Raw genomic sequence first — 25,324 nt, 5'->3', positions numbered from 1 at the left:
GTGGTCGGCATGACCGCTGCGCTGACCCTCAGCTTGATGTCGGGCACCGCGTCCTCAACGCCGCTGCCATCGCCCGGCGTACCGCCAGGCAAGGGCTACATGGGCGTCGGCTATGTCCAGGACAGCAAGGACTTCAAGGCCGACACCAGCCATGTGCACCGTGACGCGGCGCCGGACGCGAACCTTCCGGCCGGCTCCGTAGGTGTGGACGTTTCCAGCTGGCAGGGCGGCATCAACTGGGGCGCGGTGCGCAGCGCAGGCATCGAGTTCGCCTGGATGAAGGCAACCGAGGGAACCACATACAAGGACCCCACCTTCAAAACCAACTACCGGAGAGCCCGTAACGCCGGCGTGATCCGGGGCGCCTACCACTTCGCGCGGCCCGACGTGTCCGGGGGCGCGGCGCAGGCGAACTTCTTCGCCGGTAACGGCGGCGCCTGGTCCCGCGACAACCTGACGCTGCCCGGCGTGCTGGACATAGAGGGCAGTTGTTACGGCAAGACGCGCGCGGCGATGCAGTCCTGGATCTTCGACTTCTCCCACACGTACAAGACCCGCACGGGGCGCGACGTCGTGATCTACACCAGCGCGAACTGGTGGAACTCCTGCACCGGCGGCTGGAGCGGCCTGTCCGCCACGAGCCCGCTGTGGGTGGCCCACTGGGTCTCCGCGGGCCGTCCCCACAACCCGTCGGGCTTCCCGTACTGGACCGTCTGGCAGTACACGTCCACCGGCTCGGTGCGCGGTATCTCCGGGAACGTCGACCTCGACCGCCTCAGTGGTGACCGCTCCCGACTGCTGGCCCTGGCCAACAACACCGCGTGACGAGATACAAGCACTGTCAGGTGTTGGTGCTGACATAGGCGACAGCAGCGTTGATGCGGCGGTCGTGCGCGGCTCGTACGGCGTCCTGTGCTGACGTGGGTTCCTCGATGCTCCTGGTGCCATCGACCACGTCGCAGGTGGCGACGACCACCGTCTGCGCCGTGGCGTGGACAGCCGGATCGGGCATGAGGAGCCGCAACGCGACCAGGCACTGGGTGATGGGGGACGGGGTGTCATACGCCTTAGCCCGCAGTCCTTCCAGCTCAACGTCGCTGGGTCGCCGGCGTCCCGCAGTCGAGCCTCCCCACGCATGCACAAGGCCCGCCGGAGGTCGGAGGCGGCGGAGGCGAGTGTGGTCACCGTGTCGAGCCGGTCGCGGTGCAGCTGCTCCGGGGCGGCTGCGCGTTCGGCACGCCCCGGAGCAAGGTGATCTTCTCCCCGGTTCGCCTTCTGCGCCGTAAGACGCCAGTTGGCTCCTATGGCTCGAGCCACTTCCCGATTCTCTGCCGTGGAGGCAGGTCCACACCTGGCCTCGGTGCGACCACCCGGCACGCTCCCGCCGGGCGACTGCCGGCCGACGAGATCCGGCTACTGGAGCAGACCGGCGGCAACGGCGACAACCTCCCGTCGTGATCCCCCGGCCGGACGACCGGCGCCAGGTCGTCGTCCACGATCCACGGCACCCTACGCACACTCCAGGCACGGCCGAATCGACCTGCCGGTCGTCCCCCCATCCAGGGCACCTCGACAAGATCGTGTTACGAGTTCTCAGCGCTTGAACCTCTTCCAGATTATGGCGCCGACGAGCACGACGATGGCGATCGCCAGGGCGTAACCGGCTGCCGCTCCTTCAAAAAGATGTCCGCGCGCAAGAATCATTCCTCTTCCTCCGTCAATGTTGGGGTGCGTATCCGACGGATGCGCACCCCTACGCCTTCATCGATTGATTGCACCCACGGCACCGATGACAGCGACCACTAGACAGACCACTCCGAGCCACAGCCAGAGAGTGCGGGTGATGGTCTTCACCGCGGTGGCGCCTTCCGTCCCCGCTCGGGACTCGAGCATTCGCTTCTGCCCTCTAGCCGCATAGATGCCGATGAGAATGCAGATGATCCCGGCTCCGGCCACGATGAGTGATCCGATCATGTCGCCCTTCTAGAATTGCCGATCGACGAAGTCGCTCGCCGCGTAGCTGCCGACTTCACTCGCCACGAGGCAAGCCGCGCCCGTCACGAGCCCGACTCCGCCGGTGGCTACGCCAAAGGCGACTGTTATTGCCGCGCACGTGGATCCCACCAGGGCGCCGCCGGCCATTCCGGCAAGCGTCGATCCGACGCCCTTCCAGTCACCGTTCCAGGCGTCCTTCCCGAGATCTATGTAGTCTTTGGCCTTGCCGACCTTGTCCACGAAGCTGCTGAGCACGTTTGCTTCGCCGCTCGGGTCGAAGCGGTTGATGGGGTCTCCGGCTGCGTAGGCGTAGGGGTTGCTTTCCTTGCCGGAGGGGTCGGGCTGGGTGAAGCGGCCCAGTTGGGGGTCGTAGTAGCGGGCCCCCATCTTGTACAGGCCCGACGGGTCGAGGTAGGTGCCGGTGTAGCGGTAGGGCTGGTTGGTGCCGCTGGTGGTGCGGGCTTCGCCGTAGGGGCCGTAGCTATAGGTGGCGGTGCGCTTGCCGGAAGCGTCGACCAGGCCGATGACGCTGCCCTGGACGTCGGTGAGGTAGTACTGGCTCGCCCCGCCGCTTGTCATGGCTGTCAGAGTGCCCGAGGCCTCGCGGACGAAACCGGTGGTGTTCTCCCGCGTCATGCCGGTCGCGGCGTTGGTGAAGGTCGAACTACCGCGCGTGAGGCGGTCGTTGTGATCGAGACCCGCGTAGCTGTAGGTCGCGGCGGTTCCGGCGGCCGTCAGGTCGGAGAGTTGGGTGTACGGCGTCCACCGGCCGCCCGAGCGGGTGCCGGTGGGGGACGCGGCGGAGGTCTCGTTGCCATCGCCGTCGTAGGTGAAGGCGGTGTTGCCGCCGAGCGAGGTGAGTTCGCCTGCGTTGTTGTACTCGCGGGCGGACTGCGTGTCGGCGCACGCGGGGAGGCTGGTGCCGGTGGAGCGGCCGGTCATGTTGCCGGCCTTGTCGTAGCAGTAGGCCCAACCCGCCGTCGTGGTGCTGTTCTTGGTCTCCACGGCCTTGGTCAGGCGGCCCTTGGAGTCGTAGGTGTAGGCGGTCGCGGCGCCGTCGGTGGTCCGCTTGTAGATCTTGTCGCTGTCCTTGCCGGACTTGTTGTAGTCGTAGGTGATCGTGGACAGGACGGTGGTGCCGTTCTTGACCTCGATCTTCTGGGCGCGGCTGGACTTGTCGTAGTCCGTCTTCTGCACCGTGTTGCCGGGGTAGGTGGTGGTGGTGCGGTCGCCGTTCTTGTCGTAGTCGTAGCTGGTCTTGGCGCCGCCCGGCTGGGTGAGAGTGGTGAGCTGGTTGGCGTCGTTGTAGTCGTAGGTGAGGGTGCCGCCCGCGTCGGTGGCGGTCTTCACGTTGCCGGACGCGTCGTAGGTCACCGCGCTCGCGCCGCCGGCGGGCAGGCTGCGCGTGCGCTCGCGGCTCTGCTCGTCGTAGGTGTAGCTGCTGATACCGGCCGGGGTGGTCCGGGTCTTGATGTTGCCGTCGGCGTCGTAGACGAACGTCGTGACCTTGCCGTCGCTGGTCTGTGTCTTGAGCCGGTCGCGCTTGTCGTAGGTGTAGACCGTTTTGACGCCGCGGCCGTCGGTGGCGGTGTCGGTGCGGCCCAGCGCGTCATACGTGTAGGTGAGGTCCTCCTGCGCCGAGGGGCGGTCGACCTTGGTCAGGTTGCCCTTGGAGTCATACGTGAAGGACGTCTTGTTGCCTTCGGGGTCGGTGGCCGAGCAGCGCTGGCCGGGCAGGCCGTCGCAGTCCATCGTCCCGGACTTGGGGTTGTAGTCGTAGCTCCACTTCGCGCCGTCGGAGCCGCTGGTGGTGTCGGTCTGCGACATCATGTTGCCCGAGGTGTCATAGCCGTTGGTGACCTTGTCACCGCTCGCGGAGGTCAGTGTCTCGGGGTAGTGGCCGCCGGACTTCTGGGTCCAGGCCGCGGTCGACTGGGCGCCGGTGGGCTGGGTGGCCGCCTTCGGGTTGAACGAGTCGTCGTAGTCGAACTTCACCGTGTTGCCCGCGGTGGACCCGACACCCATGCCGTCGACGGCGCTGGTGACGTCGTTGTCCGGCCCCCACGTCGTGGAACGCTCGCGGCCGAGCGGGTCGGTGGTCTTCTTCACGCGCCAGCGGGCGTCGACCGTCTTCTCGGTGTTCTTGCCCCGCGGGTCGGTGACGCGGGCGACGCCTTCGCCCTCACTGCCCGGCTGCGGCAGGATGTAGCGGAACGCGGTGGTGGCACCGGTGCCCGCCGTCTTGTCGACGACCCGGGTGATCGAGGCGAGCAGGTTGGTGTTCCAGGTGAACCGCGTCTCGCGCCCCTCCGGCGTCGTCACCTTCGTCATGCGGTGCGAGGTGTCGTACTCGAAGGCCGTGGTCTTGCCGTCGGTGTCGGTGAACGTCTTCAGGTCGTTCCCGGACCATGTGTAGGAGGCGTAGCGGCCGGTGTTGTCGGTGACCTTGGTGATCTGCTTGCCATCGTTGTCAAAGGTCAGGGTGCGCCCGGAGGCGGAGGTGATCTTCGAGGTGAAGGCGCCGGAGTACGTGATCGTGGTGGCGTTGCCGTTCTTGTCCTCGACCTTGCTCACTCGCGCGTCCCCGGTGGTGCCGGAGCGGGTGAAGGTCGTCTTCTGCCCGTTCTTGCGCGAGGTGAGCGTGAAGGACTTCTTGTCCGAGGACTGGGTCAGGTCCTGCTTGTAGCCAGGGGCGGGGGTGAACTTGGAGCCGTCGCGCTCGAACACGGCGATGGTGCTGGAGGGGCCCTGCACGTAGACCGACGTCGGGTTCGGCTCGTGGATCAGGTAGTCGCTGCCGGTCGTCGCCTTCCAGCTGGTGTTCAGCCCGTTGTAGGCGAGACCGAAGGACAGGCCGGGGCCGGCGTCGGCGATGTCGAAGGCATTCGCGGAGACCAGCAGGTTGCCGTTGCCGTAATTGACCTGCGCGCCGACCGAATCGGCGAGCGGGGCCTCGAAGAACTCCGACCAGGGGACCTGGCCGATGCCCAGGCCCTGGAACGTGGACTGCAGGATGCCCGCCTGTACCAGCTTGCGGTCCTTTCCCGCAGTGCCGATCGGGGTGCTCTTGGGGGCCTTGGTCTGGCCGGTCGGGGACGCGGACAGCCGGGGCGGGGCGGGTTTGTCGACGGGCGCGGCGGACGCCTGGGCCGGTATCAGCGCGACGAGCAGCGCCGTTCCGGCCGCTGCGGCGACTGCGGTTGCCGCAGCAGAGCGTCTGCCACGTCTGGTCCGCCGGTTTTCGGGCATGACAGAGTGCACGAGGAACTCTCCTTGAATCGATCAGGCTTGACGGGCCGCTTGGCGAAGGAGCAGGACCCGGCGGGTGGCAGCCGGTGGGCGGCTGCCACCCGCACACATCAGGTGCGAGGTTTGAGGCAGAAGGACGTGAGGCCCTGCTGTGCCAGCCGGTGCGGGGTTCGCCCGCGCCGACGAGATATCAGCAGCGCTTGGACGTCCTGGCGGAGTAGCCGCCGGGCTCGTTGGCGATGGTCAGCGTGCCGTCGCCCGAGGTGCAGTCGTCGACCGAGTCGGCGCCGTTGCCCCAGAACTCCTGGCCCAGCGAGTCGTACACACGGCGCTCTCCCTGCAGCAGCGAGCGGTCGTAGTTCCAGACGCCGACCTGCAGATCGAATTTGATCTTCTTGTCCAGGAACGACTTCCACACCCACACGTAGCCGAAGTTCTCGTTGCACTTCGGCGAGTAGAACTGCTTCACCGAGGCGATCGTCTCGGTGCCCCGGTACGCATACGACGTCGTGCCGATCTGGTAGGCGTCCGAACACACGCCGGCCGCCAACGCCTCTGCGGACAGCGGGTTTCCCGCCTCCGACGGCGCGCTCGAGGCAGGCGGCTGATCGCCACTGGGTGCAGGGCTCGGCCCCGTACCCGCGGACGCCGTTCCCGCCCCGGCCAGCGTCAGGGCGAACGCCCCCGACGCAGCGGCCGCACAGGCAATCGATCTGAGACTCTTCTGGGCGCGCGAAAGCCGCGCACCCTTGGTGCGTCGCATCAAGACTTCCCCCCACAGGAAGACAGACCCCGCAGACCCCAGTGGTCACGAGGAGCCCACAACTTGTCACAGAAACCACACAGGGCCGCTCGGGGTGCCCCCGAACACATCAGCCACACGGGCCGGAACAAGCCCCTCCCCTACCGCACCAAAACCCCCTGATAGCCGGGCAGACAAGAAGCCAGCTGTGCGTTTGTTGCACGCTGAGCGCACAAATGCGGCCTGAAGCTGACGGGAAATCGACTATTCCGTCGCACTGGGGCGTCGGCTTCACGCCCTCGCGGCCCTTTCGCGCCAGGCCTGAACCTACGGAAGGTGCTTTTCCATCCCGGTTCATGCTCTTTCGGGCGTCAACTTGCCCCGGTAGTACACCGTTTCACTAGTGGCTGCTCCATGCAGACGTCACGCCCGAGGACGGTGTCGGGCGGGTGCTCCATCGCGGCTGTGGCGATGTCGAGCCACTGCTGCGTCGCGTCGCGGCCTGAGCGGGTGTGGATGCGGACGGTTTCGCGCCGCCACAGCACACCCCGGCCCCCGTCGTTCTCCGGACCACGCCGTGCAGGCATCCGACGTCGTGATCACGATGGGCTGCGGTGACACCTGTCCCGTCTTCCCCGGAAAGCGGTACCTCGACTGGCAGTTGACCGACCCCGCCGGGCAGGGCATCGAGGCCGTGCGCCCCACGACCTTCTTCAGGGCCTTCTCCGAGCCCTTCAACGCACCGTGCAGCACGCTGTCGAAGACCTGCGTGAACGGATCGCGTCCCTTGCTGCGCCCGAACGCACCCCGAGCCCGGCCCAGGGGCCCGACGCTCCGGTGTCCAGCTCTCTGCCGTGCCGTGACACGGTGCCGGAGCCGCCCTCGAACTCCACATGGTCGATCTTGGTTACCTTGCCGCCGCCCCCGGAGCCACCGCCATCGGAGTTCCCAGCGGATGCGATGTGCAGTCCGCCACCGTGTTTACCGCCCGACGGGTCGCCACCGGAGCCGTCACCGGAAGGCATCGAGTACGCGCCCTCGGCCAGGTCGAGAACCATGTCCTCGACCATCGACTCGAGCTTGGCGTTGACCGGCTCGGTGACCTTGGCGATGACCTCCTCGACGATCCGGTCCGCGGCCTCGTCCACGATCCGCTTCACGAGCTGGCGCATCGCGGTGATCTCAGCCGCACCGATCAGCGCGGACAGACCGCCGGTCACCCAGGCAAGGCCCATGGAGATGCCCACCGAGGCCGCCATGGCGCCGAGTTCGACCTCGGCCTTGGTTTTCATCGCGAAGATGATGTCGGCGAGCACGTCGCAGGCGTCGGCGAACAGCCGGGCCAGTTCAGGAAGTTTCTCCAGGTGACTGGCCCTGATCTTGTTCCAGTGCGACTCCATGGAGTCAACGGCCCAGCCCTCGGAGGAGGACAGAATCCGGGAGAAGGCGAGATGCGCGTCCGCGCCGTGCCCCTCGAACGTCTCGGCGAACTCCCGCATGGCCTCGGCCATTTCGCGGTAATCGTCCTCGTCGACGTTCGGAAAGTTGATCCCGATGAAATCCAGGATCTCGTCCAGCCAGCCCGGAATTGTGTAGCCATCCCCCGCAGCCCCGCGGCCCGACGTGGGTTGCGCAGGGGGGCACAGTGCGCTGGCGGCCCGTACGAGGGTGAGGGTGGACGGCAGGTCGTGAACGCGGGGACAGCTGATGCCCCCTGGCCGCCGGCTCGGCTAGAACCGGATCGGTTTCCTGACGGAGCTCCTTGACGCCCCTCCGGTGTTCTGCTCCCGCTCCGCCAGCAAACCGGCGGTCCAAATATGGAGGTGCACGATGTCCGGCAGCAGACGCACAATGCGAATCCAGCTCCCCCGGGGCGCGGTCCCACGGATGGCAGCGCCGTGCGGCGCTGACGACAATCGCAGCACTTCCAGAGGAGCTCCGACGCATGTCATGCAGCGAAGACGCCGGCCGTCAGAACAGTCCCGCCGGCCGCGAGAACGAGGCGCTACCTGACACGAGCCCCGTTAGGCTCCACTCCGTCGTCCTCTGTAAGTACGACGAGGCCAGACGCCGCGGTGACATCGACGACTGGACCGACCATTCCGACATCGGTGAGTCCTTCGACGGACGCGTCCTGACGGCTGAGGAGTATCAACGGACCGAGGACCGTTACATCGCGGCCGCAGACATCCTCGCGGGAGCGGCCGGTGCCTCGCACTTCATCCTGCGGAACGTCTTCCTGCACAGCCCTCCGCCGGCCTGGCTCGGCGAGGTGTACGAGGGCCGAATCGTCGACAAGACCTCGGCCCTGCGGATGCTCAGAGGGCACATGTCCGGAGACGCTCCTGCTGCCTGGTTCGAGAGCGAGGAGATGTGCATGATGATGGGCTTCGACTTCTACATGCATGTACAGATCCCTGAGCATGCCCTCTCGTCTCTCGCCAAAATCGAGGAGATGGGCCTTTTCGTCTTGGGAGACGAAGAGCAGGACGAAGTCGAGGAAGCGCTCGTCTCGCGGCGCGCCGATGGCGCCTTCTGGACCGAGGTGGCCGAAGAGTTGGCCGCCAGGTCGTCCGCACAGCGACAGGAAGCCCGGACGCTTGTCGTGGAGCGCTGGGCCGGCGGAAAACTCGGTCACCGGTTGTGGCTCGTGACAGCCGACGACCTCTCCTCGGTGGCCGCATCGGTGAAACACCAGACGCTGATCTCCGCCTTCCTCGATCTGGAGATCCACGCGACCTCTCGGGGCCAGGTCGCGCGTGCCGTGGAGGACGCACGACGGTCCCATTCGGATAATGACAGCGCAGACGTAGTGATCTTCCCACTGGCCGGCGACAGAGAACTGCGCACCGTCACCGTGGAATGGGATGCCCCCTTGCCGGACGACGATGGCCTACCCCCAGGACAGGAGTTCGGTGTCTTCCTGTGGCCGGCAGAGGACGCGGTGCGCCTGGAGGCAGTCATGCCGGGTGACGACGGTAGTGTCACCGCCCGTTGGGTAGCCTCTTCGACGTCGTGATGCCGCCCGCGGAACCTTCAGGGCTCATCGCGGCTCCGGACCGAATTCGCTTATCACGGTCCTTGAGGAGATGGGAATCTTTCTGGACGACAGCGAACCCTCCTTCGAGCGCCGGCTCGCCGCGCGCCTGGGGGTCTCGCCCCCGGCATCGCCGCAGAAGCCGAACGCTTGAGTCGGGTTCCGCGTGACGGCGGTCCCCGCAGCCTGCCCCGGCAGCAGAGCACGGTCTGGCTCTACCTCAGCGGGGCGGTCCGGCACTGCTGAGCTGGTCGGACCGCTACGACCACCTGCGGGAGGTGACCCGCGAGGATGTCCTCACCCACCTCAAAACTCTGCACGGCCACCACCGCCGGGACCAACTCGGCGCTCTGCAGGGCCTCCACCCGGACGACCATGCCGGTCACGTCGACCGACTCCACCAACACGTTCTCCAGCGAGGAGAACAGCAACTCCGCGAGTTTCGACCGCACTTCGTTCATGACACAGCACTGTCGGTCACACGGCACACTGACCGGGCGGTTTCCGGGCTGTCTCAGCCAGCATCACGAGAAGATCGACAGTCACGCTGCGTACGCGGCCATACCAAGTGGACCAGAGCCCGGAGAAGGTGACACAGCCGCTCAGTAGGAGAGCGTGGGGCCGGTTCATATCCGTTGGACGTCCTTGGCGACGGCACTGGCCGTTCGGCGACCGGCCTGGACACCGGGAACACCGCAGGGCCCGTGCCCATGTCGAGCACACCTACGACCGCATAAGGAGCTGGAAGATCCTCCACGACTGCCGCTTGGGTCGAAGCAGTCTGGTTGTCACCAACATGGCATTCGACTTGTCACAGGCGCTCATTCAGCTACCCGGCGAGATTGCGGAACAGACCCTCGAGGTCCTGTGGGGAACACCCTGGTCTCCCGCAGCGGCTGCGAATGGGTTTGTCCCCTGTGAGAGCTACGTGCAGGTGCCCTCTGTGAGGTGACGACTATGGATCACCGGATCCGTAGCGTTCCGTTCAGCCGCGGCGCTTGGCCACGGGGGGATGAAGGAGTCGTCATGAAACTGGTGTGGCAGATCCTGGCCGTGGTGGCGGTCGGCGCGGTCGGTGGTCAGAGTGTCGCTGCGGTGCAGGGAAATCCATGGCTTTCACTCCTTTTGGGCGGCCTGGCGGTCGTGCTCTCGGTATTCGTCTACCGGTGGGCCGTGGGACGCACCGAGCAACGCCCGGTCGTGGAGCTGGCCCGGGAGGGTGCGCGAGGGTCGCTCTTCCGGGGCCTGGTCATCGGCGTCGCCATGTTCGGGGCCGTCATCGCGAACCTCTACTTTCTTGGTGACTACACGGTCCACGGGTTCGGCTCGGTGACCGGTGCGATCGGGCTGGTCGGCTTCATGGCCGGTGCCTCCGTGGCCGAGGAGCTGATGTTCCGCGGCCTGCTCTTCCGCCTCGTGGAGCGAGGTCTGGGCACGTACATCGCGTTGGCGTTGTCCGGTGTGCTGTTCGGCGCGGCCCACCTGCTCAACAAGGACGCCACCCTGCTGGGTGCCCTCGCCATCGCGATCGAGGCCGGCGGCATGCTGGCCGCCGCGTACGCCGCCACCCGCACACTCTGGCTGCCGATCGGCCTGCACTTCGGCTGGAACTTCGCCGAGTCCGGCATCTTCGGCACCCAGGTCTCGGGCAACGGCGCCACGCACGGGCTGCTGGATGCCTCGACGTCGGGCGCGACGCTGATCACGGGCGGCGAGTTCGGCCCGGAAGCCAGCGTGTACTCGATGCTGTTCGGCGCCCTGCTGACGATCGCCTTCCTGTGGCTGGCCCACCGGCGCGGCACCGTGGTGCCCCGGCGGCGTGCCGTGCGCGTCCGCGCCCTCGCTACACTCGTCGGGTGATCAGTCTTCCGCGGGTCGGCCGGGTCCGGCGCCGTCTGGAGGAGGCGGGGCGCCGTCTGGGCGGGTGGTGGCGCCGCCTCGATGTCACCATCCGGGATCTTCCGCTCGGAGTGCTGTTTCTGGTCGGTTCGTTCCTGCCTGCGCTCCGCAGCAACGGAACGGTGCTCGGTGGCGTGCCGATCCGCCCCTACGACGTACTGACGCTCGTAGCGGTCCTCCTCACAAGTCTCCCGCTCACGGTGCGCCGACGGTGGCCGCTGGTCACTCTCGCCCTGGTGTCGTGCGGCTTCGCCATCGACCAACTGCGCGGCTACCACACGTTCTCGGGGGCTGCACTGCCCATCGCACTGCTGAGCGCCGGATCCCATCTGGATCGGCGGCGGCGGGCCTGCGTGCTGGCGCTCTCCGTGGCCTACGTGCCGCTGGCGGTGGCGCTCTCCCGGCTCGGCAGGGGCGAGTCACCGGAAGAGTTTGTGACGTTCTTCCTGGCGCTGGCCCTCGCGTGGGGCGCCGGTGGCTGGCTGCGCACCACGCGGATCGCCGAGGGCGAACGCCGCAAGCGCGTCGCCGCGGAGACCCGTGCCGCCGAACGGTCCCGTATCGCCGGCGAGTTGCACGACGTGGTGACCCACCACGTGACGGCGATGGTCGTACAGGCCGAGGCGGCCCGCTATCTGACCGCCGCACCCGACCGGCTCGAGCAGTCCCTGACCGCCATCAGCGAGACCGGCCGACGGGCCATCACCGATCTGCGACACCTGCTCGACCTGCTCAACCCCGACCACAACACCAGCACGTGGGCGGCGGAGGCCAACGAGTCCAGGACGCCGGCCGTCGGCACAGTCCTCACCCTTGTGGAACAGATGCGCCGGACCGGGCAGCCGGTGGAGTTCACCGAGGAGGGCACGCCGCCGGCGTCGACCGGCAGCGCCGACCTGGTGGCCTATCGAGTGGTGCAGGAAGCGCTGACCAACGCCCTCAAGTACGCCCGCGGAAGCCGGACTTCGGTCCAGGTACGGCACAGCGACAGGGAGATCACCGTGGAGGTCAGCACCGACGGATCCGGCTCGCGGGCCGCGGCCGTCGGCGGGAGCGGGCGCGGCCTGGCCGGTCTGCGCGAGCGGGTCGACATCGCGGGCGGCGACTTCAGCGCCGGCAGCAGCACGGGCGGCGGCTTCCTCGTACGGGCGCGCATACCCGTTGGCAGCCCCTCATGAGCGCACCTGTCCGGGTCCTGGTCTGTGACGATCAGATGCTGATCCGCACCGGCCTGGTCACGATCATCGACGCCCAGCCCGACCTCGAGGTCGCGGGCGAGTGCGGGGACGGACAGACCGCAGTCGACCTCGCCGGTCAACTGCGCCCGGACGTCGTGGTGATGGACATCCGCATGCCGGTTCTCGACGGCATAGAGGCCACCCGTCTGCTGGCCGGCAGCGGGGTGCCGCGCCCCGTCAAGGTACTCGTGGTGACCACGTTCAACCTGGACCAGTACGTCTACGAGGCGCTGCGCGCCGGGGCGAGCGGGTTCCTGCTCAAGGACGCGCCCCCGGACAGACTGCTGCACGGCATCCGAACTGTGGCCGCGGGGGCTGCACTGCTGGACCCCGAAGTGACACGCCAGCTCGTGGGCAAGTACGCCGCCCGGATCCGACCCGCCGAGGGCACCCCGCACGACGTCCCGCTGACCCCCCGCGAACTGCAGGTCCTGCGCCTCATCGCGGACGGCCTGTCCAACAGCGAGATCGCCGCGGCCCTCGTCATCAGCCAGGAGACCGTCAAGACCTTCGTCTCCCGCATCCTCACCAAACTCCAGCTCCGCGACCGCGTCCAGGCAGTCGTCTACGCCTACCGCCAGGGCCTGGTGACCTGAGTGCGTTGTGGCAGACCCGCTGCCAACCAACCACTGCTATAACCCCGACCATTCACCGTCAGGGTGCCGCTCGCGTCGTACGTGTCCTTCGCGCCGGACTTCCAGTTCGTGACCGTGAACGTACCGTCGCTGTTCTTCTTCAGATCCTTCGAGTAGCCCGCGGGCGTCTTGAAGGTGCCATCAAAAGTTCTGAGTAAAGCGCACGCTGTCGCGCTGGTGGCGTCGGCGCCCTCGTGGACACGCGGTCCGGGGGCGCCGACCAGGCGACATCAGGTGCGGGGAAAAGTTTCGGGCCCGCTCAGCCACTCACCACACCGAGAAGGACCCGGACCGTCTCCGCCATCGTCTCCCGGCCCTGGGCGACGTAGGGGCGGGGGTCGGTCAGGTCGGGGCGCTCCGCCAGCGTCTTGCGGACCGCGCCGGTGAACGCGACGTTGAGAGCGGTACCGATATTGATCTTCACGATGCCCGCCTGGACGGCTTGTCGCAGATCGTCGTCGCCGACACCCGACGAACCGTGCAGCACGAGAGGTACGGGCACGGCCTCCCGCAGGCGTTCGATGAGCGCGTGGTCCAGGGTCGCGGAGCGTTCGGTCATCGCGTGGCTGCTGCCGACGGCGACGGCCAGGGCGTCCACCCCGGTGTCCGCGACATAGCGCGCCGCCTCCTGCGGGTCGGTGCGCACCCCGGCCGCGTGGGCGCTCGCGGGGGCGTCGGGTTTGCCGCCCACATAGCCGAGTTCGGCCTCCAGCCACAGGCCCGCGCCGTGGGCCCACTGGGCCGCGGCGCGGGTGGCGGCGAGGTTCTCGGCGTACGGCTGCGCCCCGGCGTCGAACATCGCGGAGGAGAACCCCGCGTCGGCCGCCGTGCGCAGCAGCCGCATGTCCGTCACATGGTCCATGTGCAGTGCGACGTCGACGTCGCAGGCCTTGCCGACCTCGGCCGCCGCCCGCGCGATCGGCTCGACCCGACCGCCGTGGAACCGTACGGCGTTCTCGCTGATCTGCAGGATCACTCCCGGGGCGCCCGCGGCGGCCGCTCCGGCGGTGATCGCCTCGGCGTGCTCCAGCGTGATCACGTTGAACGCCGCGACGGCCCGGCCCGCGGCGGCGGCCTTCGAGACGAGTTCGCGCGTGGGAACCAGGGGCATGAGGGTGTCCCCTCGCTTTCATGTCGGTTCGGTGGGTACGGGCCGGTGTCGGCCCGTGACCGCTACGTGGTTCGGCCGGTACGGATCGGTGGGTGATCAGGACTTCTGCGGTGCCGGACTCATGTCCGCGCCGTCGTCCGTTGCCCCCGGGGCCACGGAACTCTCGCCGCTTTTCTCGTCGCTGTAGACCATCAGGGTCGAGCCGACGAGGGCCAGCACGATGCCGAGGGTGCCCCAAATGTTGGGGAGCGTTCGGTAGACCGCCAGGGACAGCACGATGGTCAGCACCGGCGCCAGTGCGTTGGTGACGGGGGCGACCACCGTGGCCTTGCCCCGGCTGAAGGCCATGACCAGGAACAGCGCGCCGACCGCGTTGAGGACCTGCGTCACCGCGGTGAGCGCGGGCGCCTGCCACGGGGCATCGGACGGGAAATCGCCCATCATCACGAACGCCACCGGCACCAGCAGCAGTCCGCTGATGGTCATCCAGCCGAAGGTCGTCGCGTCGTTGACCCCGACCACCGCGGCCTTGCGCATGCAGAACGCCTGCACGCCCCAGGCGACGCAGATCAGGATGGCCATCAGCAGCCACGGGCCGTGCGAGTTCGAGTCGTCCTTGGAGCTGGGAATACTGAGCAGCACGATCGCGGCCAGCGCCGCGACGACCCCCACGAGGGCGAGTCGGTTGATCCGCTCCCGCAGCAGCGCCATCGCCATGAGGACGGTGACCACCGGGGAGAGCGAGACCAGGGGGAAGATCAGGTACGCCGGGCCGTTGGCGAGCGCGTGGAACAGCAGCAGCTGTCCGCCGGCGCCGGTCAGTCCCGCGATCAGTCCGTACACCGCGGCTATCGGCCGGCGGTCGAACGTGTTGCCGCGCATCGCGAAGTACGCGGGGATGAGCATCGTGAAGGCCCAGATGATGTAGATCATCTCGTTGGGGTAGCCGTACCTACTGTTCGGCTCGCTGGAGAAGGCGCCCCACACACCCCAGAACAGGACCAGCAGCGACGCGTACACGATCCAGCTCTTCGTGCCTCTGTTCATCGGTCGTCCTCTCCTGAGGCAGGGGTCCCGGGGGCCGTGCGCAGCGCGTCGAGCGCGGGCTGGTCGAGCGGGGTTCCGGCGAGTTTCGCCGCGTACAAAGCGGCGCCTACGACAGGCTCGTAAAGAGGGTGTCGCAGCTCATAGTTGGTAAAACGATTCTTCAGTCCGGAGGCGAACGCCTCCAGAACCGTGTGGGCGCCGAAGGTGCCGCCGGAGTAGGAGACCGGTACGGTCTCGTCCGGGCCGAACTCCAGCCGCTCGCGGGTGACTTCGACGAGCAGGGCGAGTTCCCGGCCGGCGTCGGTGAGGATCTCCGTGGCGACCTCGTCGCCCAGAGCGGCTGCCTCGGCCACCGAGCGGCTGAGCGCGGCGATCCGGCTCCGGTCGCCCTGCCACTGGTTGTGGACGACGTCGATCACGTCGAGGTCGGACGCGAGATCCAGGTGGCGCCGGAACACCTCGGCCAGGGGGCCCTCGGGGAGCCGCCCGTCGCCCATCCGCGAGAAGGCGTTGAGGCCCCGGACCGCGATCCAGTGCGCCGATCCCTCGTCGCCGAACATCTCGCTCCAGCCACCGATGCGCACGCCCCGGCCCAGCCGCTCGCCGTAGGTCATCGAACCGGTGCCGCTGATGACGTTGATGCCGTCGACCGCGCCCAGCGAACCCGCCCAGCCGCAGACCATGTCGTTGTCGCAGGCGTAGCGGTCGTGCCCGAGTACCGCTCGCGGGGTCGCGTTCAGGACGGGCAGATCGCGGGCCGCCTCCCCGTAACCGGGCAGCCCGAAAAAGGCGTGCTCGATGTCGGCGGGGGTCAACCCGGCCGCCGCGCAGACAGCTTCGACACCTTCCTTCAGCACACGCTCGACAAGCTCGATGCCGTGGGAGAAGTAGTACGAACTTGCCGCCTGCGCTCGCGCCACGACTTGTCCGGACCGGTCGACCATGCAGAACGCGGTTTTCGTACCGCCACCGTCGACACCTAGGAACATCGTTGTACCTCCGTCCGGCGCCCTCGATCCGCGCCGTCGATGCCGTTGATCAGTTGTGCAAGGAGTGCAAGGTCACGCCCTGCACCACGCGGTTGATCTCACCCGAGGGGAACGGGTTGTCAGGCCGCAGGCCCCGGGCCAGCGAGGCGCGCAGGGCGATGAGCTGGGCGTACACCACGGCGGACAGCGCCAGGGCGACATCCTCGACGCCCTCTAGGCCCGGCAGCGGCCAGGCGTCGGCGCCTGTGCCCTCCGTTCCCGCGCCCGAGGCCGCGGAGACCGCGACGACGCTGCCGGCGGGCAGATTTCCGCGCAGCTCCGCATAGATGTCCTGGTCGTACTTCCGGGTGTACGGGTCGTTCGACATGTACACCACCGCGACCGAACGGTCGTTGAGCACCGCCTTGGGACCGTGCCGGAATCCCAGCGAGGTGTCCGCGACGGCCATGAGCGTCCCACCGGTGAGCTCGAGCACCTTCAGCGCCGACTCTTCGGCGAGGCCCTTCAGCGGGCCGCTGCCGAGGAAGACGATCCGCTCGGGCGCGCGCTCCAGGAGGGAGCCGACGGTGCGGTCGACAGCGCTGCTCTCGGTGATCGACTCGACTGCCCGGGCCAGGCGTTCGGCGACGCCGTCGTAGGCGCTGCCGCCCAGGGCGAGCAGTGCCGCGAGCGTCATGCACGTGAAACTGGACGTCATGGCGAAGCCGCGGTCGTTGGACCCGGGTGGCATCAGCAGCACGTGGGACTTCGGCAGCTCCGCGTGTTCGCGCGCCAGGCGGCCCTGCTCGTTGCAGGTGATCACGAGGTGGTGCACCTCGGAGAGAACCTGGTCGGCCAGGACGGTGGCGGCCACGGACTCGGGGCTGTCACCGGACCGCGCGAAGGAGACCAGCAGCGTGGGCACGTCCTCGGCGAGACAACCGCGGGGGTCGGCGACGAGGTCCGTGGTGGGGACCGCGTCGACGCGCCGTCCCAGACGCCGGGCCAGGGCGGGCTGGAGCACCTGGCCGGCGAAGGCGGAGGTGCCGGCGCCGGTGAGCACCACGCGCAGGTCGCGGCGGGCGACGAGCGGACGCAGGAAGGCGTCCAGCGAGTCCCGGGAGGCCGAGACGATCCGGTCGACCTCGCGCCACAGCGGAGGCTGTTGGGCGATCTCGCGGACGGTGTGGGCAGCGCCGTCGTCCAAGGACAGCGTGCCGGAGGGCGTGGTCACACGTGCTCCTTCTGGTTCGGGTGGGAGGCGCGGTCGTAGTCGCGCAGAACATCGCGGACGTGGTCCACGGCCAGGTCGCGCGGCCGGGCGGCGAGCTCGCCGTGGCGGACACGGGCGTACTGGAGCGGAAGATGTGCGCTGAGCAGCGGCAGGGGGATGTCCACGGCCGAGAGGTTGTCCAGAAGCCGGGCCTGGGCCTTCTCGATCTCGGGGTCGGGCCAGTAGTAGCGCATCCGGTCGCTGTAGCTGTAGCGGCGTGCGAGGCGCTGCTCGGCGGCGCCGCCCGGGTAGTAGCCCTCCCATTTGGCCGGCTCGGCGAGCATTCGCTGCTCGACGACCTCGGCAAGCCGTGACCGCTCGGCGGCCGGCACCAGTTCGTCCTCGATCGCGGCGAGGGCGAACAGCGCCTCGCGCAGAGCGAAGGTCAGCCCGGGACCCACCTTGAGGACCGCCCAGTGGTCCTCGACCAACGCGGTGAGCGCCTCGGCGGTCTGGTAGTCGGTCGAGTGGGCCTCGTAGACCATGGTGGGCTCGTCGTCGAGGACCTTGCGCAGTTCCTCGGTCAGCTCCCGCCGGTAGTCGACGACCTGAAGGTGGTCGAACTCCACGGCCGGCTGGACGACGAGGGCCATGACACGCGGCCAGACCTCTTCGATGCCGTGCCGGGCGAACGCCTTGCGGTGCTGCTCCAGAGTGGTGCGCGCCGCCTCGGGCGTGGTCGGGACGAGAGCGCCGAGCGTCTCGTGCGCGCCGCCGGGCGTGGGTACCTCGGTACCGATCACGTACCGGATCCGCTCGGCCCGCTCGGGGCCGGCCGTCTCCTCGGCCACCCGGATCAGCCGCGCGGCGCGCTCGGCGACCACGTCGTCGGTCAACGGTACGGGGTCACCGGCGCACGCGAAGCTGCAGTCCAGGTGGATCTTGGTGAAGTCCGCCGCCACATAGGCGGCGACCAGGACGTCGGCCTGCTCCATCGCCTCGTCGGGCGTCAGGGCCTGCCACCGGTTCGGTCCGAGGTGGTCGCCGCCGAGAATCACGCGGTCCAGTGGCAGACCACTTTCGGCGGCGATGCCGTACACGAGGTCGCGGAAGTCCGCGGGCCGCATGCCTGTGTAACCGCCGTACTGGTCGACCTGGTTCGAGGTCGCCTCCACCAGTACATGACCGCCGGTCTCCAGTGCCTGCACCACGGCCGCCTCGATGACCAGCGGATGGGCCGAACACACCGAGGTGATGCCCTCAGGCTGTCCGGCCTTCTGACGCCGGACCACCTCGCTCAATGGGCTCTGCATTGCCAACCCCTTACTCAACGTGCATTTTGAGCCCTTTCGCCAACGTTGGCCCTGAGCCCAGTGGGGACAGTACTGGTCTCATTCATGGCCGTCAATAGTCTTATTCTGGTATGCATCTGGTATTCAATAGCGGGCACCAGGTCCGCCCCGCGGCTGGTACATGGTGAAGGAGGAGAGCCCCCCGGGACCTGCGGTGATCAACCCTGATTGGTGATCGAGGCCCGGAACCGGTAGCGGTCCCCCCGGTAGACCTGGACGGTCAGTTCGATCGGGCGGGATTCCTGATTGGACGTCAGCTGGGTCGCGACGAGCATCGGCATGGTGTCCCCGATCCCGAACAGCTCCATCTCCCGTGGCGTCGGGTGGCGGGCCTCGACCGAATAGTCGGCGACGCGGGGCAGCTGCGGCGGGTCGGCGGCGCGCAGGGTGGCGTAGAGCGAGGCAGTGCCGAAGTCGGTCTCGGCCAAAGCCGGGCAGACCGCCAACGGGAGCCGATTGTGCTCGAGCACGACCAACAGACCGTCGAGGGAGCGCAGTCGGTGAAGGTCGAAGAGGTCGGCGCCCGGAGCGATCCGGAGCTGCTCGGCCTCGGACACCGTGGCCGGGCGGACGGTGGCGGAGAGCACCTTGCCGGCCGTCGTCAAGCCGTTGGCCTGGGCATAGTCGGCAAACCCCTGGACTTGGGGGGCCGCCGCCGCGGTGGACGCCATCGCCGCGTCAGGGAGCAGGCCGAGCTCGGCGACGAACCACCCGCGCGACGACGACGGCCGCACGATGCCCCGCGACTCCAATTGCGCGAGGGCCGCTCGCAGCGTCACGCGCGATACGGCGTACCGCTCGACCAGAGCCCGCTCGGAGGGCAGCCGGTCGCCGGGGCGGGCGGCAGCGGCGCGCAGGTCGTCGAGCAGCCGCGCGGCCGTGCGCTCGTACAACGGGAGAGCGTCGTCGGCGAAGAGACCTCTGGGCATCGGCGTACTCGCATCCGTCATACCAGAAGCATACCAATTCGATCGACGGCGCCCGCTCCTGTCGGGACGCTCAACCGTTGACATGCCACTCGCATACCACTTACGTTCTCGAAGCAGGCCATCCGGTGTTGAAGGAGTGGCCCACGAGTGACCTCCCGTTTAACCGTGCCCGGACACCCTCCGGTGATCGAGGCAGCGTTGTCGCAGCTCGTCGGGGGTGGCTGCCCGTTGCTTCCGGAGGCGACGCCGGAACGGGGCGGCCAGTTCGGCGGATACGCAGCCCCCGATCCCACCAGACCCGCCGCTAAAACCGGTAGCAGACCAGGCAACGACCCGTCGCACATCGCACGGACGATCGCTTCGTCGCGAGCATCCGGCCCGGCTCCGACGATCTACAGCGACGAACAAGACGATCTACAGCGACGAACAACAGGCGAGGCTGCCCCAGTCGGGCACGCAGCCCCAGTCGGGCACGCACGACCGAAAGAGAGTTCGACATGACGGACATGAACCGGCGCAGCGTACTGAAGGTGGCGCTGGGGGGTGCAGGCCTGGCCGCCCTCCCTGCCGTGGCCATGGGCGCCTCACCCGCGGCCGCCGCACCGAACTCGCATCCTGACCTCGTCGGAGTCGGCGACACCTCCATCACCCTGGAGTTCGACGACCAACTGCGCAGCCGGGTGGCATTGAAGGGCGTCGACCTCACCCGCTTCGACGCCGGCGAAGCCCTGCTGGTGGGCGACAAGGCCATCGAGGCGTTCGCCTACCGCGGACACCGGACCCGCACCACCCGGCACCCCCGCCACGGCGCGGGCGTCCGGGTGACGATCGAGGGCACATCCAAGGGAGGCGTGCACAAGACGGTCGAGCTGACCTCCTTCGAGCGTCTGGCCGGCATGATCGTGATGAAGGTGACCTACACCAACAGGTCCTCCACCGCGCTGAAGGTCACCGGGTGGCGCAACGGAGCCCACGAACTCCTGGAGACCCCCGGCGGCTTCTACACCTTCTCCGGCACCACGTACACGGACCGCCGCGACTGGGTGATGCCGGTGAAGGACGGCTACGTCCAGGAGAACTCGCTGGGGATGGACTCCTCCGACTACGGCGGCGGCACCCCGCTGGCGACCGTCTGGCGCCGGGGCGCGGGGCTTTCCGTCGGACACGTCGAGCCCGTCGCGACGATCCTGCGCATGCCGGTCCGCAAGACGGCCGCCGGAGCGAGCATCGCCATCCAGGACGACACCGCCCGCACCCTGAAGCCGGGCCGTCGGCTCACCACCGACACCACGTTCCTGACCGCCCTCCCAGGCGACCACTTCGTACCGCTCCAGCGCTACCGCGACTACATGAGCGACATCGGCCAGCGCGCCCCCCAGGTCCCCGCCTCGGCCTTCGAGCCCATCTGGTGTGCCTGGGGCTACGAGCGCGACTTCACCGTCGAGCAGGTCACCGGAACGCTGCCGAAGGCGCGTGAGGTCGGCCTGCGCTGGGTCGCGCTCGACGACGGCTGGCAGACCAACGAGGGCGACTGGGACATCAACACGGCGAAGTTCCCGCGCGGCGAAGCGGACATGCGGGCCTTCACCAAGGAGATACGGGACGCCGGCCTGCGACCGCGCCTGTGGTGGGCCCCGCTCGCGGCGGACCCCGACAGCAACCTGATCCGGGACCGCTCCGACATGCTGTTGCTGGACCGCGACGGCAACAAGCAGGACGTCACCTGGTGGGACGCCTACACGCTCTGTCCGGCCTACCAGCCGACCGTGGACTACTTCGTCGAGCAGGCGAAGAGGTTCATCGGCGACTGGGGCTTCGAAGGGCTCAAGATCGACGGCCAGCACCTCAACAGCGTCGCGCCCTGCTACAACCCGAAGCACCGGCACGCCCGCCCCGAGGAATCCACCGAGGGCCTGGCCCGGTTCTGGAAGGCGATCCACGAAGCCGCGCACGCGGCCAACCCCGACGCCCTCGTCGAACTCTGCCCCTGCGGCACCGCCTTCGCCTTCCACAACCTGCCCTACGTCGACCAGTACCCCAGCTCGGACCCGGAGTCCTCCTACCAGGTCCGCAGCAAGGGCAAGTCGATGAAGGCGCTGATGGGCGCGGGCAGCAGCTACGCCGGCGACCACGTCGAACTCAGCGACAACGGCGACGACTTCGCGTCCTCCTACGGGGTCGGAGCCGTCCTGTCGACCAAGTTCACCCTCCCCGGAACCGGAGCCCCGGACAAGGCGACCGACCTCACCCCGGAGAAGGAGGTCCTCTGGCGCAAGTGGGTGTCCCTGTACGAGAAGAACTTGCTGCCCACCGGCGAGTACCGCGGTGAGCTGTACGACATCGGCTTCGACAAGCCCGAGGCGCATGTCGTGGCCAAGAAGCGGACCCTCCACTACGCCTTCTACGCCGACCAGTGGGACGGCACGGTCGAGCTGCGTGGTCTGGGCCGCACGCGGTACCGCCTGACCGATCCGTTCACCGGCAAGTCACTCGGAACTGCCACTGCTCAACACAACACCGTGAAGCTGTCCTTCGAGCGGTTCCAGCTCGTCGTGGCCGAGCCCATCGGCTGATCAGCGGGCGGCCTGGGGCACCGCTCTTTGATCATGCGAGTGGCGTGCCACAGGCTTGCCGGGCCCCCGCTTCCCCCTCCCCCCGGCAGGCCAGGTGGGGCTCGGACCCGGCATGGCCGGTGTGGTCTCGGTGGTCCTGACGGTCATCTGGCGGACCGGCACGGGGCGCGCGGCGTCTACGAGGTGAGCTGAACCACCGGCCGCAGCAAGAAGGCGCACGACGTGGGCGTGCTCCGCCAACCACATCCGGCATTCCTCCCGGGCGGAGTCGTCCTCACTCCGGGGCAGGCGGAGTTCCAGACTGCACATGGTCGCGGAATATGAGCAGGACGCGCGCGCGGCCGGTGGGGTGGCGGGGGTGCGCCCCGCTCTTGGTTCGCCACCGGTACGCCTGCGTTCGGACTCATCGTCGGCCGTGGGTTCTTCGGACGTTGGTTCGGCCGTGGGTGTGTGTCTTTGTCACGGCGCCGTGCAGCTGTGGTGGGCCCTACTCGGAGGGGAAGTCGTCGCCGAGATCCGCGAGCATGCCGAGGGAGCGGTCCACGACGCCGCGCTGAGCGGCATTGTGTTCGACCGGGCGGGCGTTCGGGTCGCCGGGGTCGACGCCGGTCGCCGCGGCGATCAGAGCCTTGCCGGTGGCTTCCCGGCCCTGGTTGGCGTCGCCGTCGTCGAGCGGGCTGTCGTCGAGCCACGGGCGCTCCTTGAGCACCCACTCGGCGTTGTCCTGCGGCTCGGTGGTGTTGAAGAACTCGGTCGACGCGATCGGGCTGTGGAACAGCCCGGTCATGAAACCGGTCATCGGGTCGCGGCCGAAGTCGTCGCCGCCGAGGAAGTTGAGCTTGGGCACCTGCATGCCCATCCCCTCCAGTAGTGGTCGGGGAGTTTCATCTTCTTCTCGGTCGCCACCAGAGCGTCGCCGTAGTTGTTCATGAACGTGTTGCCGTAATCGCCGGCGCGCATGAAGTTGCTCATGATCTGAAAACCGTAGGCCTCGCCGCCGCGCACCTTGATGCACTCGTCGCCCAGGGCGAGCATGTCGTTCTGCCACTGCTGCATGGCGGGCGAGTCCGACTGAGTGGCGCCGGCCAGCGTGAGGCTGATGTTGCGCTGGAGGTCGCCGAACCGGTCGCGGGCAGCGCGCTGGAGGTCGCCGCCGTCGGAGGGGTCGCTGAGGTCCATCCAGAAGTCCAGGACGCCGCGGGGGCCCAGGGTGGTCGCGAAGCGCTCCTGAAACAGGGGGTCGTCGCGGTATTTCTCCAGCGTCTTGTTCAGGTCCGCGAGCTGTTCGGGGGTCATGTCGTCCCCCTTCTCCTTCATCAGCGTCGCGTAGCGCTCGCCCTCCTCGATCGGTTTGGCGGCGGCGTCCCGGTCCTCGTAGACCTCACCGCCGGCGAAACCGTGCTTCGCCTCGTCTACGAGGGTGCGCAGGATCTTGGCGGCGCTGCTGCCGCTCTCGGTCGCCCCGGTGAGGATGCGCTGCACCTCGTCGCGGAGGTTGTCGACGTCCTGCTGGGTGTGCTCAGGCACCTCTGCCCCGGATGCGGCACGGTCCGGGTGGATGTTCATGGTGACCGTGAACGAGTTCTCACCCGAGTCGACGACGGTGAGGTTCTTGCGCAGCCCGTTGGTCATGGCTGTAGTCAACTGCTTCTGAAATCGACGTACCGTGGATCCGTGAGCAGCACGGACGCATCGCGCGTCACTGCGGGGTCAAGCCAAGGTCTGCGGTGCGTCCTTCGGACAGCGATGCCATTCGGCTGGCGGGCCTGACAGGTCTGCGGGTTGCGCGCCGTCAAGTGCGCTGGAGTCGCACCGTCTCCCTGGACATTCATCTCGCCAACATTGGCAGCCGTTCGGCGTTCCTCGTCCTTGATCAAGCTGACCGTCATGCGTTTTTCGTTGCTGAGCGAGAGCGGCTGGGCGAGGTTTTCCCTGGCGAAGAGGTGGAAGAGACCTACGCGGTTGATCTCCTGGTGGCACTCCGCCCCTGACCGTGTGCGCCATCGGGGTGGGGACGGCGCGGTCAGGCTGTCGAGTGGCCGGCCGCCCCAGCGGATGCCTCTCTCACTGCGGACACGGGCGCGTTCCTTGCGTTCGGCGGCCAGCACGTCGCGGCGGCGGGCGTTGGCGTTGCGCCACCGCAGATACGCGTGCAGGGCCCGGGTCTGCACGGTGGGGTTGGGGTAGTTGGAGTTGGCGATGGTGAACTGCCTTAGCGGGCCGAAGTGTGCCTCGATCGGGTTGGCCCAGGAGGCGTAGGTCGGGGTGAAGCACAGCTCGACCTTGTTCTTCCTGGCCCGGAGGCGGACGTCTGCGCCCTTGTGGGCGGAGAGGTTGTCCATGATCACGTAGACCGGGGCTCCGTCCGGGCGGGCGACGCGGATCGACTTCAGTGCGGCCAGCGTGTTCCCGGCACCTTTCCTGTGGCGGTTGACGCCCCACAGGCGGTCGTCGCCCACCGAGTAGCACCCGTGGAAGTAGCGCACTCCGTGCGTGCGGTGGTAGGTCGCGGGCAGCCGGCCGGGCCGGCTCTTTTCGGCCCAGCCCGAGCCTGCGGTGGGGCGGATGCCGACTGGGCCGAATTCGTCGAACGCGAAGCCCTGGTCCGGTAAGCGGTCCAATACCTCCTCGATCCGGTCGAGTTTGGCGTCGCGTTCCGGGTCCGGGGACTCCTTCCAGGTCTTGGTTCTCTGGAAGGTGACGCCGCGGCGGGCGAGCAGACAACGTAATGCCTCCCGGCCGATGCGGATGACCCGGCCGTGAACTCTCCGCAGGTAGGCGACGAGTTCGCGCAGTGACCAGCGAGAGAAGGCCTGTCCGAGCTTGGTCGGACGGGCGGTTGCCGTCGCCACGACGAAGTCCTCGTCGTCAGGCTTGAGTTGGCGGGGACGGTCTCCCGCCCATCGAGGGTCCAGGCAGGCCAGGCCGGTCTCGTTGAACCGGTGGATCACGTCGCCTTCACGATCACCGCGCTGATCAGCCTCCGGCTCCGCGACTAACCTGGCCCCAAGCCTGCGCACGGCCACAACAGTGACAGCGGAAGGGCTATGTAAGAAGGGTGTGGATCCTCTCGGGGATGGCTGACCTGGGAAGACGCTGATCGGTACTGTCAGGGCGGCTGCTTGCTTCTACCGTGTTGGGGCGGAGGTGGGGCGCCATGGTGTCTTTGCCGGAGGAGCTTGAGGCGCGGGAGGCCGCGGCTCGGCAGCACGTCGAGGAACTGCGAGTCGAGGAACTGCGAGTCGAGGCAGCGGAGTTGGCGCTCAGGCTGGAGGTGGCTCAGGAGGATCTGTCGCGTCTGGAGATCACGCGGGAGACCGTCACGAAGATGCTGGC

General features: G+C 68.1%; 19 protein-coding genes and 4 pseudogenes. 8 read left to right on the top strand and 15 right to left on the bottom strand.

Annotation, left to right across the window (positions count from 1 at the left end):
* Positions 1-9: 9 nt before the first annotated feature.
* Positions 10-825 carry a GH25 family lysozyme gene (locus tag ACIREE_RS27680; protein ID WP_404157579.1) on the top strand — a complete coding sequence of 272 codons (816 nt, stop codon included), beginning with the start codon at positions 10-12 and terminating at the stop codon, positions 823-825.
* Positions 826-841: 16 nt separating this feature from the next.
* Here the strand turns inward: ACIREE_RS27680 and ACIREE_RS27675 are convergent, their stop codons facing one another.
* The 4 genes from ACIREE_RS27675 to ACIREE_RS27660 form a co-directional block, all read right to left on the bottom strand.
* Positions 842-1,012: a hypothetical protein gene (locus ACIREE_RS27675; RefSeq protein WP_404157576.1), complete on the bottom strand. Its 171-nt coding sequence runs from the start codon at positions 1,010-1,012 to the stop codon at positions 842-844.
* Positions 1,013-1,761: 749 nt separating this feature from the next.
* Complete coding sequence (locus ACIREE_RS27670; protein WP_404157574.1) at positions 1,762-1,974, bottom strand: hypothetical protein; 213 nt, start codon at positions 1,972-1,974, stop codon at positions 1,762-1,764.
* A gap of 9 nt (positions 1,975-1,983) precedes the next feature.
* The gene (locus tag ACIREE_RS27665; protein WP_404157571.1) at positions 1,984-5,256 is read right to left on the bottom strand and encodes an RHS repeat-associated core domain-containing protein; all 3,273 of its coding nucleotides are present in this window, start codon (positions 5,254-5,256) and stop codon (positions 1,984-1,986) included.
* Positions 5,257-5,434: 178 nt separating this feature from the next.
* Positions 5,435-5,782: a hypothetical protein gene (locus ACIREE_RS27660; RefSeq protein WP_404157568.1), complete on the bottom strand. Its 348-nt coding sequence runs from the start codon at positions 5,780-5,782 to the stop codon at positions 5,435-5,437.
* 778 nt (positions 5,783-6,560) lie between these two features.
* On the opposite strand from ACIREE_RS27660, the pseudogene ACIREE_RS27655 reads away from it, so the two are divergent.
* Positions 6,561-6,689 (top strand): annotated as a pseudogene (locus ACIREE_RS27655) (phosphotyrosine protein phosphatase); the annotation flags it as partial.
* Here ACIREE_RS27655 and ACIREE_RS27650 read toward each other — a convergent pair.
* Positions 6,689-7,632, bottom strand: a pseudogene (locus ACIREE_RS27650) (type IV secretion protein Rhs); the annotation flags it as partial. The pseudogenes ACIREE_RS27655 and ACIREE_RS27650 sit on opposite strands and share 1 nt — an antisense overlap.
* 299 nt (positions 7,633-7,931) lie before the next feature.
* Here ACIREE_RS27650 and ACIREE_RS27645 point away from each other — a divergent pair.
* Entirely contained in the window at positions 7,932-9,005 is a 1,074-nt protein-coding gene (locus ACIREE_RS27645) for a hypothetical protein (RefSeq protein WP_404157566.1), read from the top strand.
* A gap of 233 nt (positions 9,006-9,238) precedes the next feature.
* Here the strand turns inward: ACIREE_RS27645 and ACIREE_RS27640 are convergent, their stop codons facing one another.
* Complete coding sequence (locus tag ACIREE_RS27640) at positions 9,239-9,484, bottom strand: hypothetical protein (RefSeq protein ID WP_404157563.1); 246 nt, start codon at positions 9,482-9,484, stop codon at positions 9,239-9,241.
* Between the two features lie 565 nt (positions 9,485-10,049).
* On the opposite strand from ACIREE_RS27640, the gene ACIREE_RS27635 reads away from it, so the two are divergent.
* From ACIREE_RS27635 to ACIREE_RS27625, 3 genes are read left to right on the top strand one after another with little or no spacing between them, the layout of a single operon-like run.
* The gene (locus ACIREE_RS27635; protein ID WP_404157560.1) at positions 10,050-10,883 is read left to right on the top strand and encodes a lysostaphin resistance A-like protein; all 834 of its coding nucleotides are present in this window, start codon (positions 10,050-10,052) and stop codon (positions 10,881-10,883) included.
* 35 nt (positions 10,884-10,918) lie between these two features.
* Entirely contained in the window at positions 10,919-12,100 is a 1,182-nt protein-coding gene (locus tag ACIREE_RS27630; RefSeq protein WP_404157694.1) for a sensor histidine kinase, read from the top strand.
* Entirely contained in the window at positions 12,097-12,756 is a 660-nt protein-coding gene (locus tag ACIREE_RS27625) for a response regulator (RefSeq protein ID WP_404157558.1), read from the top strand. The genes ACIREE_RS27630 and ACIREE_RS27625 overlap by 4 nt, the downstream gene beginning before the upstream one ends.
* 298 nt (positions 12,757-13,054) lie before the next feature.
* Here ACIREE_RS27625 and ACIREE_RS27620 read toward each other — a convergent pair whose 3' ends face one another.
* From ACIREE_RS27620 to ACIREE_RS27595, 6 genes are all read right to left on the bottom strand, one after another.
* Positions 13,055-13,906: a ketose-bisphosphate aldolase gene (locus ACIREE_RS27620; RefSeq protein ID WP_404157555.1), complete on the bottom strand. Its 852-nt coding sequence runs from the start codon at positions 13,904-13,906 to the stop codon at positions 13,055-13,057.
* Positions 13,907-14,002: 96 nt separating this feature from the next.
* Positions 14,003-14,953, bottom strand: a complete 951-nt coding sequence (locus tag ACIREE_RS27615) for a DMT family transporter (protein WP_404157553.1) — start codon at positions 14,951-14,953, stop codon at positions 14,003-14,005.
* Entirely contained in the window at positions 14,950-15,942 is a 993-nt protein-coding gene (locus ACIREE_RS27610) for an N-acetylglucosamine kinase (protein WP_404157550.1), read from the bottom strand. Before ACIREE_RS27610 ends, ACIREE_RS27615 begins: the two co-directional genes overlap by 4 nt.
* 49 nt (positions 15,943-15,991) lie before the next feature.
* Positions 15,992-17,155: an SIS domain-containing protein gene (locus ACIREE_RS27605; RefSeq protein WP_404157547.1), complete on the bottom strand. Its 1,164-nt coding sequence runs from the start codon at positions 17,153-17,155 to the stop codon at positions 15,992-15,994.
* Positions 17,152-18,447 carry a D-tagatose-bisphosphate aldolase, class II, non-catalytic subunit gene (locus tag ACIREE_RS27600; protein WP_404157545.1) on the bottom strand — a complete coding sequence of 432 codons (1,296 nt, stop codon included), beginning with the start codon at positions 18,445-18,447 and terminating at the stop codon, positions 17,152-17,154. The genes ACIREE_RS27605 and ACIREE_RS27600 overlap by 4 nt, the downstream gene beginning before the upstream one ends.
* A 197-nt stretch (positions 18,448-18,644) precedes the next feature.
* Positions 18,645-19,436, bottom strand: a complete 792-nt coding sequence (locus tag ACIREE_RS27595; RefSeq protein ID WP_404157543.1) for a GntR family transcriptional regulator — start codon at positions 19,434-19,436, stop codon at positions 18,645-18,647.
* A 476-nt stretch (positions 19,437-19,912) separates the two neighbouring features.
* On the opposite strand from ACIREE_RS27595, the gene ACIREE_RS27590 reads away from it, so the two are divergent.
* Positions 19,913-21,988 (top strand): glycoside hydrolase family 36 protein, encoded by a 2,076-nt coding sequence (locus ACIREE_RS27590; RefSeq protein ID WP_404157541.1) that lies wholly within the window; start codon positions 19,913-19,915, stop codon positions 21,986-21,988.
* 487 nt (positions 21,989-22,475) lie between these two features.
* Here ACIREE_RS27590 and ACIREE_RS27585 read toward each other — a convergent pair whose 3' ends face one another.
* Both ACIREE_RS27585 and ACIREE_RS27580 read right to left on the bottom strand, forming a co-directional pair.
* Positions 22,476-22,841: a hypothetical protein gene (locus tag ACIREE_RS27585; protein ID WP_404157538.1), complete on the bottom strand. Its 366-nt coding sequence runs from the start codon at positions 22,839-22,841 to the stop codon at positions 22,476-22,478.
* Entirely contained in the window at positions 22,784-23,620 is an 837-nt protein-coding gene (locus tag ACIREE_RS27580) for a hypothetical protein (protein ID WP_404157535.1), read from the bottom strand. Before ACIREE_RS27580 ends, ACIREE_RS27585 begins: the two co-directional genes overlap by 58 nt.
* Before the next feature lie 26 nt (positions 23,621-23,646).
* Between ACIREE_RS27580 and ACIREE_RS27575 the strand changes: the two are divergent.
* Positions 23,647-23,979: pseudogene (locus ACIREE_RS27575) on the top strand (SAM-dependent methyltransferase); the annotation flags it as partial.
* Positions 23,980-24,021: 42 nt separating this feature from the next.
* Here the strand turns inward: ACIREE_RS27575 and ACIREE_RS27570 are convergent.
* A pseudogene (locus ACIREE_RS27570) lies at positions 24,022-25,008 on the bottom strand (IS630 family transposase); the annotation flags it as partial.
* Positions 25,009-25,324: the final 316 nt, after the last annotated feature.

Origin of the sequence: Streptomyces sp. NPDC102467, from assembly GCF_044765445.1 — a bacterium.
Classification (GTDB): domain Bacteria; phylum Actinomycetota; class Actinomycetes; order Streptomycetales; family Streptomycetaceae; genus Streptomyces.
This window is presented reverse-complemented; position numbering and strand designations above follow the sequence as displayed.